We start from the raw sequence: 16,031 nt of genomic DNA, 5'->3' as shown, positions 1-16,031 counted from the left end.
TATGTTGATGAGCTCTACTGCTAGGCTTAAGCCACTACACCTAAACATGATCAATCTCGTCATGTTTCAAGGCGTGTGGTGGCTATCTATCTTGTATCAAAACTCGGCCCTTTGGCTAACTGTGCCGTTACTGCTATTGCACTTTTATTTATCATTAAATCCTTTGCAAGATTTAAAGTTAATGCTCAAAGTCGCAGGCTTTGGTTTCGTATTTGATTGTGCGTTGATGTTTGCTGGTGTGTTTCAGTTTCAGCAGTTCCCCATTTGGCTGCTGTTGATCTGGTGTCACTTTGCCATTTCATTACGTTATAGCTTGATGTTCACTCAAAAATTAAAATGGCAATTTAACGCGCTACTAGGTGGAGTATTCGGCTGTTTAAGTTATTTGGCCGGAGCGCGCTTGGAGGCGGTTGTTTTGCCACTAGAATTATTCTCTAGCGCGCTGATCCTGTTCTTTGTTTGGCTCGTAATGTTCCCTATGTTTGTTAATATCAGTCGGCCACAAGCCAACTGATTATGGGGATTAATTTATGCGTGTTACTTCCGTTGTTGGTTGGCACAGTCTCGGTGCGGTAAAAACCATTTTTTTGGTCTTGAGTATTCTGCTTACGCTTACCAGCTCGGCTCAAGCTAAAATTGTGCAGCAATTAATTGATGAATCGCTGCAAATCGGTTCTTCAAGCACAGATACAAAACCTCAAGCTGCTCACTATCAAAAGACTGACTCTCAAGAGGTTTTAACCCAGATTGATAAAACCACTCTGCAGCAGAGCGATGATTTTAAAGAGGTTGGTCGTGGTGAGATGCAGTGGTGGTGGTTTTCGCTTTATCGAGCCAAATTGCTCACCCTTGATGGTAACTACAGTCAAGGCGAACAACCACTGGTGTTAGATATTGAATATTATCAAGAGATCCCAAGTGAGCGACTGGTGGAAGCGACCTTAGATCAGTGGCAGCACATAGGGGTAAGTCAGCAACGCCAGCAAAAATGGCTCGCGGAAATCAAATCGGTTTGGCCCGATGTGGTAGAGGGCGACAAGCTTACCTTAAGCGTTCTTGATTCAGGCGTGAGCCAATTCTACTTTAACGGTGAACCCTTAGCTAAGCCTTTGCCTAAGGGCTTTAGTGATGACTTTCTTGCCATATGGTTATCAGAGCAAACCAGCCGACCAGAGCTCAGAAAACAACTACTAGGAGAGCTTGCATGCGATTGTTAAGAAAGATTAAGCAGTCTATAGCTGTATTGGGGTTGCTGTTGCTTGCAGCTTGTTCAAGTTCAGATATTAATGACTATCAAGGCACCACACCCAATTTAGATCTAAAGACATTCTTTGACGGCAAACTTACCGCTCACGGTACAGTTCAAGATTATAGCGGCAAGGTTACGCGGCGATTTACTGTTGAGATGCTGGCTAGTTGGCAAGGTGATAAAGGCGAGATCAAAGAATGGTTTATTTATGATGACGGCGAAAAGCAGATCCGGATTTGGAACATCACAGATCTCGGCAACGGTAACTACACAGGTACCGCAAATGACATTTTAGGCGAAGCCCAAGGCCAAGCTGTAGGTATGGCGCTGCAATGGCAATATGAAATGTTGTTGCCAGTAGATGATACTGAATATCAAGTGACTTTTGACGACTGGATGTTTTTGGTAGATGAAAACACCATCATTAACCGCAGCGATATCATTAAATTTGGCATCACCATGGCTGAGGTCACCTTAGTGATTAGCAAAGTTAAAGCGTAAGGGGCTGAGACGTTAACCTATAGATATTTAAACTGGCTAACAGCAGCAAATTAAGATGAGGATGTTTTGTCAACGAGACAGACGGCTATAAAGGCGGATACGACTGTCACAATAAATGATGAGATAGTTAAAGAGTAGCAAAACAAAGAGCAAGAGGCGAAGCCGCTAGAGTAACAGCTACAATAGTAAGTCCGCTTGCTCTTAATACCGAGTTAATTAGGTTGATTAAGAAACTTTCTTGCTGTTATCAACCTGCTTTTTGTCATAATACTCAAATGGAAATACATTTCTAATGCGTTGAGCGATGCCGTCACTGACATTAGCTGATATATGCAAGCGCACCCCATTAAGTTTTTCAGCCCTAACTGTGCAAGTTAGCTTATTTGACTTAGCGATTGCGCGGCACTCTTTGGCAAATTTCTCAGGAATTTTTCCTTTGTGAGAGTCTAGCCGTCCCTCTTTAAAGTGCATTTCAAATAACGTTAAGCCTTTTTTACCGCTAAAAAGAAGTTTGTAAATAATAAATACCGCTACAGCAATAAACACTATTTTAAGTAGGGTTGGAGTCATGCGCTTTCCTTTTCGATTAATCACTTCTCGACCTAAAGTTAACATACTCCTGAGCGTTGATATTTAAAAGGGGCTAGGTCACTAGATTGGAATTTTATGCTATACAGGCTATCTTTATAGGTAGTGATTTTATGGATGAATAAAACGTTAAGGAAAACATTTTATGTCAATATCAAATGCCCATCGCTGGCTTGAGATTTGTGAGAAACAAGCCAAACTCCTCGAAAACTTATCTGAAACTTTCCCCCAGCGGCAAAGGGAACATACGCAACTTAGCCAAAGTTGGCGTCAAGTAGCGGCAGAAATTGTTACAGAGCAACAGCTCAAATAACAAAAGCTAATATCGAGTGTGGCTCAAGTTTAATAGTCTAAGTTAGACAAGAGTTAAACAATATATTGTAGCTTTATCTAAATGGCTGAGAAATTTGATTTCTCAGCCATTTTTCTAGGATGCTTAGCAGATTTTAATGGTTTTAGCGGCGTATACTCTTTGCCTACATTTATCTGGCTTAGCGGTAATAACAATGGTCCATTTTGTTGGCAAATATGAAGTTGAATTTAAGTATCGGCTGCAGTCTAAAGCCGATTTTTTGCAAAAGCTTAAGCTGTTAGCCGTTGAAGTCATGCTTGAAGACAACGCAGAGTATGATTGCTACTTTGATATGCCGAATAACACTTTGGGGACGCAACGTAAGAGTGTATGTATTCGAGAGATGCTGCCGTCCGGGATCAAATTATGGATAGTTAAAGGCCCTGAAAAGGATCGCTGCGAAGCCGTCGATATTAGCGACAGTGATAGAGCTAAAAGCATGCTGCTTACCATGGGGTTTGAGCAGGTTTTAGAGTTACATAAGACTCGCAGCATCTATTTTTTAGGTAAATTTCATATCACAGTTGATAACCTAGCTGGTATCGGTGATTTTGCCGAGCTTGCGATTATGACCGATGATGAGTCTGCTCTAACGCGTTATAGAGCGGAGTTGCTTGAGTTAGCCATACAGTTAGGCCTAACGCCAGAGATGCAAGAGCATCAATCTTATCGCCAGCTACAACAAGCCTTGCAGGCTAATGGTCACTAGTATCATTTCCTAGATATTAAGCACTAGATTTTAAACTCTAGATTTTAAGTCTAAATCTTAGCCAATAGCTCTTAATAAGAAGTCACTCCTGATAATCAGTATTGACTGGCTAGTGATATAAATAATTTTTTATGTTTGAATCGAGTTTCGCTGTGCTTGCAACCAATGGTAAGTGCCGTGGTCAAACGCTGAGTTATTGCGGTTAGAACAACAATGCAGATAACAAGGCCTTAGATAATACAAACTTTGTTTATATGTATGCTGTTAGCCTAAATTTAGAAATAAAACCGAGTCACTGAACTTAGTTTAAGGAGTACTTGTGCAATTAAATGATGCCAGCTTGCTGCGGCAGCAATGTTATATCAATGGCGAATGGGTTGATGCAGATAGCGGTGAAAGCATCGCAATTCAGAACCCTGCAACAGCCGATATTATTGGCCAAGTACCAGTTATGAGCACACATGAGACTCAAGCGGCAATTACTGCTGCTGAGGCCGCTTTACCGGCCTGGCGTGCTTTAACTGCCAAAGAGCGCTCACATAAGTTGAACCGCTGGTTTGATTTGTTAGCTGAACATCAAGATGATTTAGCACGGTTGATGACTACTGAGCAAGGAAAGCCACTAAGCGAAGCCAAAGGCGAGGTGGCTTATGCCGCCTCTTTCATTGAATGGTTTAGCGAAGAAGCCAAGCGAGTCTACGGCGAGACTATTCCGGCTCATCAAGCCGATAAACGTCTTATCGTTATTAAGCAAAGTGTTGGCGTTACTGCAGCTATTACGCCGTGGAACTTTCCTGCGGCAATGATTACTCGTAAAGCTGCTCCTGCATTAGCTGCAGGTTGCACTATGGTCGTGAAGCCTGCTCCGCAAACTCCATTTACTGCACTAGCATTAGCTGAGTTGGCTGAGCGAGCAGGGATCCCCAAAGGTGTGTTTAATGTCATTACTGGTGACGCTATAGCCATAGGTAATGAACTTTGTGCCAATCCTGTGGTGAGAAAATTGTCTTTTACGGGATCGACTCCAGTTGGCATTAAACTTATGCAGCAATGCGCTCCTACGCTTAAGAAGTTGTCATTAGAGCTTGGTGGCAATGCGCCTTTTATCGTGTTTAACGACGCTGACATCGATGCGGCGGTTGAAGGGGCTATGATTGCTAAATACCGCAATGCAGGGCAAACCTGTGTTTGTGCTAATCGGATTTATGTGCAAGCTGAAGTGTACGATGAGTTTGCCAAAAAGCTCGCATTAGCGGTTAATGAGTTAACCTTAGGCGTCGGCACTAAAGCGGGCGTAACAACTGGACCATTAATCAATGTAGATGCGTTAGAAAAAGTAGAGCATCACCTAGCTGACGCGATATCGAAAGGCGCCAAAGTGATTGCTGGTGGTAAACGTTCAGCTCTAGGCGGCAACTTCTTTGAGCCGACCGTTATTACTCATGCTGATAACAGCATGTTAGTTGCTAAAGAAGAAACCTTTGGACCGTTAGCCCCTTTATTTAAATTTAACGATGTTGAAGAGGTAATCAAGCAAGCTAATGATACTGAGTTTGGTTTAGCAGCGTACTTCTATGGTCGAGATATTTCGCTGGTTTGGGAAGTCGCAGAAGCGTTAGAGTACGGCATGGTGGGGGTTAACACGGGTCTTATCTCAACTGAGGTCGCCCCTTTTGGCGGTATTAAATCGTCAGGGCTTGGCCGAGAAGGTGGTAAATCCGGTATTGAAGAATACTTAGAGATGAAATACATCTGCATGTCTGTTTAAAGCTAGATAAAATCTTTGATAAAAAGCTAGCAGTGGAGTGACTCTTCACTGCTATGTTAAAGCTAACTTACAAATACGCTATTTTACGACTAATACTGGGCAGTAGGCTTTGTTGACGATTTTCTCTGCCGTATTTGCATTTAAAAAATGATTTAAACCTGTACGTCCATGGCTGGCGATGACTATCATTCCAGCATTCATCTGCTTAGCACTTGCCAATATGGTGGGCACTATCTCACCGTGGCAGATCATACTCTCTATTGGCAAATTGGCATCTAAAGTTTCAATATACTTTTGCATTTGCTCTGCCGCCTGCTTTTCCATTCTTTCAATTAATTCATCTGGTGTTTCTGCAAACACTCGAGTGTGTTTATCACCAAATGGCTTATTAACCACATGCAGCAGTCGCACCTTAACATGATAAAACTCAGCCATTTCGATGGCGTAGCTAATGGCATGAGAAGCAGTAGGTGAAAAGTCGGTCGGGCAAAGAATAGATTGATTACGCATAACATCCCCCTGTAAATACCGATTATTCAGAGCTTAATTAGAGCCCGTATCGTTACACTCATTTTCAGGTTTATAGAGTTAATAGCCGTTACTTTAAATATAGGTGCTAGGGCACAGGGAGCAAGCTGGGAGTGGACAATAGTTGGTGGTTGTAGTGACAAGGAATTTATAAGAAAAAAGCCTGCTATGCAGACTTTTAAGGTTATTGATTTTCCGCCATTAAACTTGGGAAGGCTTTGCTTAGCACGCCTTGCAGTCGATTAAGGCTGAGCCCGAGTACAACTACGCTGCATTCAACAATCGCAATTCCCAGTAGTAATGAAAAAAGAGCGGGCGCATGTCTAATAAAATCCATAGAAGACCTCTAATCAATATGTGATACAAGCTGATACGTTCAAATAAATATCCCACACATTTTTAGATTTAATTTTGATTAAGCTCACAAAAAAATGAGCCTTAATTATTGTTAATCTTAGCTTTATCAAAAACATTATTTTAGCTTTTATTAATTAAGGGGGAGGGTTTATTCATGCCTTGGTGTGAAGTAAGTGAATAAAATTTGAACTCTTTTTGAGCGCATCACGTAATGATTAATTCGTTTAATAATTGTGCAAATTGTGGCAATTCAAATAATACAGACTAGTTTCAATAAGGTGCACAAGAAGATAAGAGACTGCTTATGAACCGACAACTGCTACTAATACTCCTCACCTTATGGTCTTCAACAACACTTGCTGATTACGAGCCTAGTTTCAAAATTGGTAAAGAAAAGGCCAAGGTATGCATGACCTGTCACGGCAAAGACGGGATCTCCAGCATAGATCCTTATCCCAATTTGCGAGGTCAAAAAATGGGGTATTTGATTTCGTCATTGAAAGACTATCAGTCTCGGCAACGAACAAGTGGTTTAGCTATTTTGATGCAGCAACAGGCGGACGCACTGAGTGAGCAAGACATAAAGGATATTTCTTATTATTACTCAGTTCTGGGCACCGATAAAGAAGAGGAGTAGGGCATGCACGCAAGTACTGAGCTCTATGATGTAAAAGTTGTCCGTTATTTTATTATTGCTGCATTGATATGGTCGATTGCAGGCATGTTTATTGGTGTTGTGCTCGCGGCGCAACTTTATTGGCCAGCTCTTAATTTTGATTCTGAGTATATTCAATTTGGACGACTGCGTCCGTTACACACTTCCGGGGTTATTTATGGCTTTGTCGTAAATATTTTAATGGGTACCTCGCTGTATATTGTGCAACGAACCGGGCAAACTAAACTATTTAATCACAGCTTGTCATGGATGGTATTTTGGGGCTGGCAACTAGTACTGATCCTCGCGTTAATCACCCTGCCTCTTGGCTATACCACAAGTAAAGAGTACGCAGAGCTTGAGTGGCCAATAGATATTTTAATCGTGATTGTGTGGGTGCTATATGCGGTGCTGTTCTTCGGCACCATAGCCAAACGAAAAGTGCACCACATATTTGTGGCTAACTGGTTCTTTGGCGCTTTTATTATTGTTATTGCGCTGATTTTTATCCTGAATAACCTAGCTCTACCTGCCAGTTTTATGAAATCTTATTCGGTATTTGCAGGTGCGCAAGATGCGATAGTGCAGTGGTGGTGGGGCCATAACGCGGTAGGTTTTCTACTCACTGCGGGTATTATTGGCATGAACTATTACTTTATTCCTAAGCTTGCCGAACGACCCATCTATTCCTATCGTTTGTCGATTATTCATTTCTGGGGGCTGGTTGGTTTTTATACCTGGGCCGGAACCCATCATCTGGTTTATTCATCTGTGCCGGTTTGGGTGCAAAACATCGGTATCGTGATGTCACTTATCTTGTGGCTTCCGTCATGGGCGGGAGCATTTAATAGTGCAATGACCTTGCTGCAAAACAAAGCCAAGCTGAAAACCGATTACATCATGTGGTTCTTTATGTCGGCGATTTTGTATTACTGCTTGGCGACATTTGAAGGACCCTTGTTAGCAATACGTTGGTTCAACATGATTGCGCATAATACCGAGTGGATTATTGGACATGTACACTCAGCAGCGCTTGGTTGGGTGGGGATGTCTGGTATTGCCGTGTTCTATTATTTCATTCCGCGACTATGGGGCAAAAATGGCCTTTGGTCGAACCGCTTACTTAAGTGGCATTTCTGGTTAGCGCATCTTGGTGTTGCTTTATATGCAATTGCCTTGTGGGTCGCTGGTATAGGTGAGGGTTATATGTGGCTTGCGCAGCAAGAGAATGGCTCTCTTGCATATAGCTTTGTTGAAGCGATGGACTTTAAAGCCCCTTGGTTGTTTGTGCGATTCTTTGGTGGTGCTTGTTTTGTTTTAGGTCTATTACTGATGGCGTTTAATCTCTACAAAACAGTGACGGTAAACTTGGAGGTAAGTGAAGATGCTAAGTAAAGACTTTACCCAATCTTTGGTGATCCTCATTGTTGCTACAGTGCTAGTGGCGAGCTTTTCAATTGTGGTGTTAATCGTGCCTAACCTTGTTCGAACCGATGAAATCCGCGAACAGTCATTAGCAAAGCCATTAACTGCAATCCAAGTCGCAGGTCGTGATGTTTATATCAGTGAGGGCTGCCATGTTTGTCATACCCAGATGGTACGTAACATTGACCCAGAAGTGAAACGAGATGGCAGGGCCAATAAAGAAGCGGATGACATTTATGAGTTTCCAAATCTGTGGGGCTCAAAACGTACCGGACCAGACTTAACCAATCTAGGGCGAAAGTACTCAGAGCAGTGGCAACGGATCCACCTCATCAATCCAAGACAAGTGTTGCCAACCTCATTGATGCCGGCTTACCCTTGGTTGTTTGAGCAAGTGCTAACCGGCGATGATATTGAGGCTAAAATGCGCGCGTTACAGACGTTGGGCGTACCTTATACCGACAGCGAAATCGATAAGGCGCGCTTAGCTGTCAAAGGCGTGACAAAAGGGGAGGCTTTGGTTCAATACTTACAAAGCTTAGGACAAGACACTGCCAGCGATCAGGAGCGTTAATATGACTGTTTTCTGGAATATATGGGTCATTGGATTCATTGTTATCTTTTTAGCCTTTATGGCGCTTGTCATTGTTAAGTATTGGCGTGATAACCACAGTGCCGATAAAGATAAAACCATCGATACATTTGACGGTATTGACGAAAATGATGCGCCGCCACCTCGGATTCTGTTTTTATCGTATTTAGTCGCCTTTGGTATTTCAGCTGTTTTCTTGGTCTTGTATCCAGGTTTAGGTAACTGGAAAGGCACGATGGGCTGGCAACAAGAAGATGATGCACTGAGTTCGCCGGTCACCGACCTCGAAATTGAGATGGCCCCGCTGAATGACAAAAGCCTAATGTCACTCGCAAACAATAAAACGATTACCGCAACAGGTCAGGCGTTATTTGAAAATCATTGTGCAGCATGTCATCGCCGCAATGCGCAGGGGCAAAAGCACTTTCCCAACCTTATTGATAATGAGTGGCTTTATGGTGGCAGTGAAGCTGAAATTTTACATTCGATAGAAAAGGGGCGTCATGGCGCGATGCCAGGCTGGAAGGGAATTTTATCTGATGATCAAATTACCAAAATGGCTTATTACATTGCTTCATTGCAGCGCCGCAATTTAAATGCGCCACAAGTTAAGATTGACCTAGGTAAAGGTATTTTTACTCAGTACTGTGCAAGCTGCCATGGTGACGGCACTGTAGCGAATACCCAAATTGGTGCGCCTCTGCTAAATGACGCTATTTGGTTACATGGCGGTAGTATTGAAGAAATAAAGCACACGATTGAAGCTGGTCTCAACAATTTAATGCCAGGGTTTGAAGAGCAATTATCTGAAAATGAAATCTTAGCTGTTGGTGCTTATATTACTGAGCAAAGGCTGTTATATGACGCCAAGCTAGCAGGGCTAGATCCAGAGTCGGTTAAGCGAGGCGAGTACCTGATAAATGCCGGTGACTGCGTTGCTTGCCATAGCTCTGAAGGTGGAGAGCGTTTTGCTGGTGGCCTGCCTTTTAAAACACCTTTTGGTACCGTGTATTCAACCAATATTACTCCTCATGTATCTGAAGGTATTGGTAGTGATGATTACGACGACTTCAGAGCCGCACTGTTTGACGGCAAAGGAAAGAATGGCTACCTGTATCCCGCGATGCCATACACCTCTTATCAATACCTAACTGAGCAAGACACTCAAGACTTATGGAGCTACTTGCAATCGATAACTGCAGTGGCAAGGCAAAATGATAAGAACCAGATGATTTTCCCCTCGAATATTCGTACTGGACTATTAGGTTGGAACTTAGTGTTTATGGATACTGCGCCCCTTTCTTATGAGGCGCCAGACCATGTTCAGCTAGACGAGCAAGAGTTAAAAGAGTGGCAACGAGGAAAATACTGGGTAATGGGGTTAGGTCATTGCAGTGAGTGCCATACGCCGCGTAATCTTGCTCAAGCCTTGATCCCGGAGAAGATATTTCAAGGCAATTTAATTGATGGCTGGAACGCACCGGATATTAGTGCCAAAGAGCTTTATCAAGACCGGTGGGACATCGAATCGCTCACAGACTTCTTGCATACAGGCCATTCGTCAAAAGGCTCAGCGTTTGCGGGCATGGCTGATGTAGTTAAAAACAGCACCAGCTTAATGACCCGAGAAGACATTCAAACTATGTCTCGCTATTTATTAGTTGGTGATAAGTACAACACCATCCCTGAAGGCACTAAACAGCTAAATCCAAGCGGATTTACTGAAGAAGCCTACGCAGACAAGCAATTTAATGCTTATGCGCTTTACGCTGAAACCTGTGGCGCCTGTCATGGTGAAGACGGCAAAGGTCGAGATCCTATCGCTCCAACACTGCTCAATAACGGCATTATAATGCATAGCGATCCGTTCAATACGATAGCGGTTACCATTCGTGGCTTATCACCAACCTATTTGGATGAAGAACGTAACTTTATGCCGATGACAAGTTTCCAAAATGTACTTACCGATACCGAGCTGGCGAATTTAATCAGCTTTGTACGTCATTACTTAGGAGATAGAAAGGAGCCGGTGACAGCTGAGCAAGTGAAAGCGGTGCGTAAGCAGTTAGAAAAAGCAGGCTTTGCCGGAAACTTACATACAACGCCAGATATGTACGACCATAGAGATAGTGATATTAGCGTGGATTAACTCGTACATTGCTCTATGAAACGATGAACAAAATGCCTGTTAAATGATAGCGGGCATTTTTATTTGATAGATTTAATTGCTATTTAATTCAGGGCTTAATCTTATGTGAAACAGACCATTAAACCAAATTACAGACATGAAAAAGTCGCTTAAACTTTTTAGCGGTTTATCAAAATTGATGATTTTCGCGGACTTGAGCTGTATGAATTGATGACGATTATGATTTTTTATATGAAGCCATGTCATTTTCTTCAGATACAAAAAAGCCTACACAAGGTAGGCTTCTTCGTTTTAAATTGGTGGCCCCTCACGGACTTGAACCGTGGACCTGACGATTATGAGTCCCGGTAGCTTGTTTTTGAGAAGATTAATGTAAATTATCTTATTGATAATATTAAGCTTTAATTTTTAGCTCTGTCGCACTTTTGCAATGGTTTGCATCATTTACCATGTTTCTTGTGCGACAGGTGTGCGATCAAATTTCACTGAAATGAGAACGCATACTGATGAATACTAATCTACAAATTTCCTTTTCGAACAAATCTATCGACCAATTTCTTTGTTATGCGGCAACACGCCTTAACAAGAAAACCGCTAAGCCTAATCAAAAGTTTTTAGCATTTAAGTCTTACCTTGAATCTTCATTCCCAACAGAGTCGATTGATCACTTTCACAATGAAATTGAGCGATGGTGGCAAGGTGATACAAAATACTTTGTACTCAATTGCACCGAGCTGAAGGGCTTATCGGTTCGATTTTATAGGGCGCAACTGACACTCACTAAAGCAACATTAGCCCCAAAAGATGAATCTAAGGCAGCAGTTGTGTATTTACGATATCGAGATGCATTAACAGCAAAGTTAAATACCACCAAAGTAGGCGACTTATCAAAGGACAACATAAGCCAGCTAGTTAAAGCTGCGACTCAACTTAAATCTGGCAACAATCTAGGCATTAAGCTGATTGAAAAGCAAAAGAAGGGACTACAGCAGGATGGTTGTTATACCACTTTACATACCTTTTTATATTCTGATTACCTTGAAACAAAACGCTATGAAAACCCGAAAACGGTGATGAGTAAAATTAGGGTGATTGAGCGCAACTTCAAGAAGTATCTCGATAGCCCTGTATCTGACATAACGGCAGAGGTGGTTCGTGAGTGGATGCGTTCTAAAGAGCGTAAGCTAACCAAGAGGCAATTGGCAGCCGGGGAAAGCTTGTGGAGTGTTAAGCCTTCAACGCTAAAAGAGACCATCTGCACCCTAAGGGCCTGCATCCAGCTAGCAAAAGAAAAGGGCGTTATCAGGGAGCATGACCTGTACACCTTGCCGAAAATCAAAGTTGATAATCAGGTCATTCGTTATTTATCAGATAGCGAAGAGCTGAGGCTTTACGATGCAATTAATCAGCGCAACTCTATGAAGCACGATCAACGAATTCGAACCATTGAGCATAGAGAAAAACGCAGGTTACAGAAGCCTGACGATTTGGCTGATTGCCAGTTTGCAGATCATGTGACGCCTTTCATTATTTTGTTCAAAGAAACCGGAATAAGACCAGGGACTCTATTCAACTCCCGCTGGCAAGATGTCGATCTCGAGAACCGATTCTTCCGTATCAGAAAATCATTAGATAAACGCGGTGTCTCGAACTTTATTCCATTGAATGAACTTGCCTATGCCACGCTGGTTGAGTGGCGCAAACATCGGGTTCATAGTGAGTCAGCAAAACACTTTAAGGCAAGTTCTGAGTCTTGGCTGTTTCCATCACCGACCAATCCTAGCTTTCAGCTAACAACGATTAAGAAGCCTTGGACTAAGTTGCTTAAGGAAGCAAAGATAGAAAGCTTTAGGCTGTATGACTTACGCCATGACTTTGCGTCAAAGGTGATGATGCAAACAGGCAATATTTACATGGTCAGTCAGCTGCTCAATCACAAGCAGATAGAGACCACCAAACGTTATGCACATTTAATGGATAGAACTCGATTTGAGGCTGTTAGTAAGCTGGATTCGTCAAGACAGCAAGGGGCGATGCCGGATTTTTTGAAGTAATAAAATTACCTAGATAAAAATATCTATTTATTGAGCAAGCTAAAAGAACATGGTTGTTATTAGATAAGGCTTGAATCTAGAAACTTACCAAGTACTTTACTCTACTAATGTGGTGCAGTTGGGACTAGTCCTGGTTTTGTAATTGATTATGTTTGTGATGATTTTCTTCTAGCTGAAAAATAAAATTAGGCATAAAATCCACGAGTTTTTTTACTCCTAGAACTTAACATGAACGAAGTCTTACACGCACCCAAACTCCACTTTAATCTATTGGGGAGAATACTCGGTTACTCTAATATTTCTTTAGATAATGCTTCCTTAGTATACGAAGCTAAAGGCAAAGTTGTATCTGCCTGCTCGCTAGCAGGTATCAATGCTTTTGCAAGCTATAGAGAATCATTTTTTGGTGGAGAGATCACCTTAAATACCAAAGAGAAAGCGTCGAAGTTTAGGTTCTTGAAAAGCTCAACATCAGATGTATTTTTGAAATTATTAAATAGTGAGATTGCAGAGCGAATAGAGAAAGATTTAGCTCAAGCATTTAGTGAGTTCAACTTAGTTGTTCTGAAAGAGTACCCTAGGGATAGTCGTATAGATCAGGTCGCTACTTTATGTTGTTGGATACACACCGCTTACACTCCACAAGCTGAACTTTGGGAAGAGTATCTGTGTGCAGATACAATAAAAAAAGTTAAAGAAATTGTCGAGTTTCACCCTGTTAAAGCTGAAAGCCTTAGAACCTTCCATGAGGAATATCAGTTAGGAAAGCGAAAAGAGTTCTTCGACTGTGTTGAATCAAATCCTTTGACTCTAGAGCAGCGATTAGGCGTCTTGCGTTCTAATGATCGTAATATGGTATTAGCTGCTGCTGGGACGGGGAAAACATCGGTAATGGTGGCAAAAGCTTTAGATATTATTGATAGAGGGTTAGCAAAGCCATCGGAGATATTAGTTCTGGCATATAACAAGGCTGCAGCTGAAGAATTAAAGGAGCGACTTGCAGAGAAAGCTGCAAAAGGAAACATAGGGCTTGAATCATCTCCTCAAATTTCAACATTTCATGCCTTAGGAAGAAAATTTCTTCGCGATGCTGGTGTTCCAACACACATGAGTATTTTTACTGAAGATGACTTCAGGCTTAAGCAATGGGTGACGGAGTGGATTTATAGCTACATCGCAGCAGATCCATCAAGAGTATTCGATCTTATTGAATTAAGCACTCCACCGTTAGATCCATTCTCTTTTAAAACAAAGGCTGAATACGAATGTTATGTTAGGGATAACGAATTTAGAACGCTAAACAACGAACGCGTTAGAGGCTATCAAGAACTGTTAATAGCCAACTTTTTATATTTGAACCAAATCAAATATAAGTACGAGGCTCCGTTTGTAAGTAAGCGTAGAATTGAGCCTGGTTTTGATTACAAACCAGACTTTTTTATCGAAGATGCTGATATTTATTTAGAGCATTTTGGTGTAGATCGTCAGGGGAATACGAGACAAGACATTGACGCCAAAAAGTACAATGAGTCAATGCATTCTAAGCGTGCTTTGCACCTTGAATGCGGTACAACAATGATCGAAACTTATCATTACGAGTGGAAAGAAAACACGTTACTAACTGGTCTGAAAGATAAATTGGCTGAGCATGGTGTGCGCTGTAATCCATTGCACCCTAGTGAAGTTTTTGAAAAGTTAAACCAGCAAAAACAATTATCAACATGGAGTGACTTGATGAAAAAAGCACTTCAGGCGATAAGGATTGAACGGCTCTCAAAGAACCAGATCCTCGAAAGATTTGAAAACTCAAAGGTACACCAATCTGTTAAATATGCAGGCTTGCTGGATGCGCTTCATCAGGGGTATGTTGAGGAACTTCAACATCAAAATGCGATTGACTTCGACGATATGATCATTAGGGCAATACAGGTTGTCAATGATAAAGAAATTGTTCCTGAATGGAAGTATGTGCTTGTTGATGAATTCCAGGATATCTCTGCAGCTCGAATGGAGTTTATTGAGTCAATAATTCTAAATGGTCCGACTCCTTCGTTAACAGTCGTAGGTGATGACTGGCAGTCTATTTATCGTTTTTCTGGGGGGAAGTTAGAATTAACAACGCGTTTTGGTGAAATGGTTGGGCAATATTCGTCGACAAAACTCCAAAAAACGTTCAGGTATAACAACAGTATCGCTAATACTGCTGGACAGTTCATCATGGAGAACCCTGAACAGTATAAGAAGCATATTGATACTCACACAAAAGTTGCAGATTCCCAGGTCTATTTACTTGATGATAAAGGAGGAAGAGATAATGGACTTAATGAACGCATTGAAGAAATAGTTAAGAAAATTAGGGCTAATGATCCCTTTGGGGAAATTGCAATTATCGCTCGTTATAACTATTTACTGACTGAGGCACAGTCTGTACTTAGGAAAAGTAAACTTAAAGAGAATATACAGTTTTGGAGCTTTCATAAATCTAAAGGTCTTGAGGCCGATTATTGTATTCTAATTGGATTTTTCCAAGGGCGTAGTGGCTTTCCGAATGAAAATAGGGATGAAGCTATTGTAGAGTCTTTGTTGCCTTCCCTTGATAGCTTCCCTCACTCAGAAGAGCGGCGTTTGATGTATGTTGGACTTACTCGAGCTAAGAGAAAGTCTTACATTATTGCTAACCCGACTGCGCCATCAGAGTTTGTAGCAGAACTCTTGGCTCCCAAGTATGAGCTCAATATTGCTTCGAAAACTTTCCAGGAAAAATATCGTAAGATTTTTAAGTGCCCTAATTGTGAAGGGGGGTATCTTAGATTGATAAAGGGGCAATTTGGCGAGTTTTACTCCTGTAGCACAGGACTTGGTTGCCAGGTTGGAAAGGCTAGAGTTTGCCTTAAATGCAAAGCGCCTTCAATTGATACGCGTTCTGCTAGCATTTGTAACAATAGCAACTGCGGTGAATCAATCAAAATTTGCAGTCGCTGCGGCCGGCCGATGAAACTAAGGAGCGGTAAATTTGGTCAGTTCTGGGGGTGCAGTGGTTACGGTATAAAAGACGATCAATGCAAAAATACAGAAAATTAACCCTGTTAAAGGACTTTTGTGAG

15 protein-coding genes are annotated in these 16,031 nt (G+C 41.8%); 12 read left to right on the top strand and 3 right to left on the bottom strand.

The features are described 5' to 3' along the window. Nucleotide 1: 1 nt before the first annotated feature. The 3 genes from MSG37_RS02745 to MSG37_RS02735 are packed head-to-tail and all read left to right on the top strand — an operon-like array spanning nucleotide 2 to nucleotide 1,750. Nucleotides 2-514: a DUF2878 domain-containing protein gene (locus MSG37_RS02745; RefSeq protein ID WP_248469017.1), complete on the top strand. Its 513-nt coding sequence runs from the start codon at nucleotides 2-4 to the stop codon at nucleotides 512-514. Between the two features lie 16 nt (nucleotides 515-530). Next, nucleotides 531-1,217, top strand: coding sequence for a chalcone isomerase family protein (locus MSG37_RS02740; RefSeq protein WP_248469016.1), 687 nt, complete (start codon nucleotides 531-533; stop codon nucleotides 1,215-1,217). Beyond that, on the top strand, nucleotides 1,205-1,750 hold the full coding sequence (locus MSG37_RS02735) for a DUF3833 domain-containing protein (protein ID WP_248469015.1): 546 nt from the start codon (nucleotides 1,205-1,207) through the stop codon (nucleotides 1,748-1,750). Before MSG37_RS02740 ends, MSG37_RS02735 begins: the two co-directional genes overlap by 13 nt. A 225-nt stretch (nucleotides 1,751-1,975) precedes the next feature. Here MSG37_RS02735 and MSG37_RS02730 read toward each other — a convergent pair whose 3' ends face one another. Then, nucleotides 1,976-2,320 carry a DUF3634 family protein gene (locus MSG37_RS02730; protein ID WP_248469014.1) on the bottom strand — a complete coding sequence of 115 codons (345 nt, stop codon included), beginning with the start codon at nucleotides 2,318-2,320 and terminating at the stop codon, nucleotides 1,976-1,978. 163 nt (nucleotides 2,321-2,483) lie between these two features. On the opposite strand from MSG37_RS02730, the gene MSG37_RS02725 reads away from it, so the two are divergent. From MSG37_RS02725 to gabD, 3 genes are all read left to right on the top strand, one after another. After that, nucleotides 2,484-2,651 carry a hypothetical protein gene (locus tag MSG37_RS02725; protein WP_248469013.1) on the top strand — a complete coding sequence of 56 codons (168 nt, stop codon included), beginning with the start codon at nucleotides 2,484-2,486 and terminating at the stop codon, nucleotides 2,649-2,651. A 193-nt stretch (nucleotides 2,652-2,844) separates the two neighbouring features. Beyond that, nucleotides 2,845-3,399, top strand: a complete 555-nt coding sequence (gene cyaB, locus MSG37_RS02720; RefSeq protein ID WP_248469012.1) for a class IV adenylate cyclase — start codon at nucleotides 2,845-2,847, stop codon at nucleotides 3,397-3,399. Nucleotides 3,400-3,718: 319 nt separating this feature from the next. Next, nucleotides 3,719-5,167, top strand: a complete 1,449-nt coding sequence (gene gabD / locus MSG37_RS02715; protein WP_248469011.1) for an NADP-dependent succinate-semialdehyde dehydrogenase — start codon at nucleotides 3,719-3,721, stop codon at nucleotides 5,165-5,167. Nucleotides 5,168-5,245: 78 nt separating this feature from the next. Here the strand turns inward: gabD and MSG37_RS02710 are convergent, their stop codons facing one another. Both MSG37_RS02710 and MSG37_RS02705 read right to left on the bottom strand, forming a co-directional pair. After that, nucleotides 5,246-5,677 (bottom strand): universal stress protein, encoded by a 432-nt coding sequence (locus tag MSG37_RS02710; protein ID WP_248469010.1) that lies wholly within the window; start codon nucleotides 5,675-5,677, stop codon nucleotides 5,246-5,248. A gap of 202 nt (nucleotides 5,678-5,879) precedes the next feature. Continuing rightward, complete coding sequence (locus tag MSG37_RS02705; protein WP_248469009.1) at nucleotides 5,880-6,032, bottom strand: hypothetical protein; 153 nt, start codon at nucleotides 6,030-6,032, stop codon at nucleotides 5,880-5,882. A gap of 324 nt (nucleotides 6,033-6,356) precedes the next feature. Here MSG37_RS02705 and MSG37_RS02700 point away from each other — a divergent pair, with 324 nt between their 5' ends. The 6 genes from MSG37_RS02700 to MSG37_RS02675 all read left to right on the top strand — a co-directional run bounded on the left by MSG37_RS02700 (nucleotide 6,357) and on the right by MSG37_RS02675 (nucleotide 16,008). Beyond that, nucleotides 6,357-6,689 (top strand): cytochrome c, encoded by a 333-nt coding sequence (locus tag MSG37_RS02700; protein WP_248469008.1) that lies wholly within the window; start codon nucleotides 6,357-6,359, stop codon nucleotides 6,687-6,689. A 3-nt stretch (nucleotides 6,690-6,692) separates the two neighbouring features. Continuing rightward, complete coding sequence (ccoN, locus tag MSG37_RS02695) at nucleotides 6,693-8,102, top strand: cytochrome-c oxidase, cbb3-type subunit I (protein WP_248469007.1); 1,410 nt, start codon at nucleotides 6,693-6,695, stop codon at nucleotides 8,100-8,102. Next, entirely contained in the window at nucleotides 8,092-8,706 is a 615-nt protein-coding gene (locus MSG37_RS02690) for a cbb3-type cytochrome c oxidase subunit II (RefSeq protein ID WP_248469006.1), read from the top strand. The genes ccoN and MSG37_RS02690 overlap by 11 nt, the downstream gene beginning before the upstream one ends. Before the next feature lies 1 nt (nucleotide 8,707). Next, a complete protein-coding gene (locus tag MSG37_RS02685; RefSeq protein ID WP_248469005.1) occupies nucleotides 8,708-10,873 on the top strand; it encodes a c-type cytochrome in 2,166 nt (721 codons plus the stop codon). Between the two features lie 506 nt (nucleotides 10,874-11,379). After that, nucleotides 11,380-12,927: a site-specific integrase gene (locus MSG37_RS02680; RefSeq protein WP_248469004.1), complete on the top strand. Its 1,548-nt coding sequence runs from the start codon at nucleotides 11,380-11,382 to the stop codon at nucleotides 12,925-12,927. A 228-nt stretch (nucleotides 12,928-13,155) separates the two neighbouring features. Further along, nucleotides 13,156-16,008 (top strand): UvrD-helicase domain-containing protein, encoded by a 2,853-nt coding sequence (locus tag MSG37_RS02675; RefSeq protein ID WP_248469003.1) that lies wholly within the window; start codon nucleotides 13,156-13,158, stop codon nucleotides 16,006-16,008. Nucleotides 16,009-16,031: the final 23 nt, after the last annotated feature.

The sequence above is a fragment of the Shewanella sp. 1CM18E genome (assembly GCF_023161665.1).
Taxonomy (GTDB): domain Bacteria; phylum Pseudomonadota; class Gammaproteobacteria; order Enterobacterales; family Shewanellaceae; genus Shewanella.
Note: the sequence above shows the minus strand (reverse complement) of the source record. Positions and strands in the feature narration are given on the sequence as shown.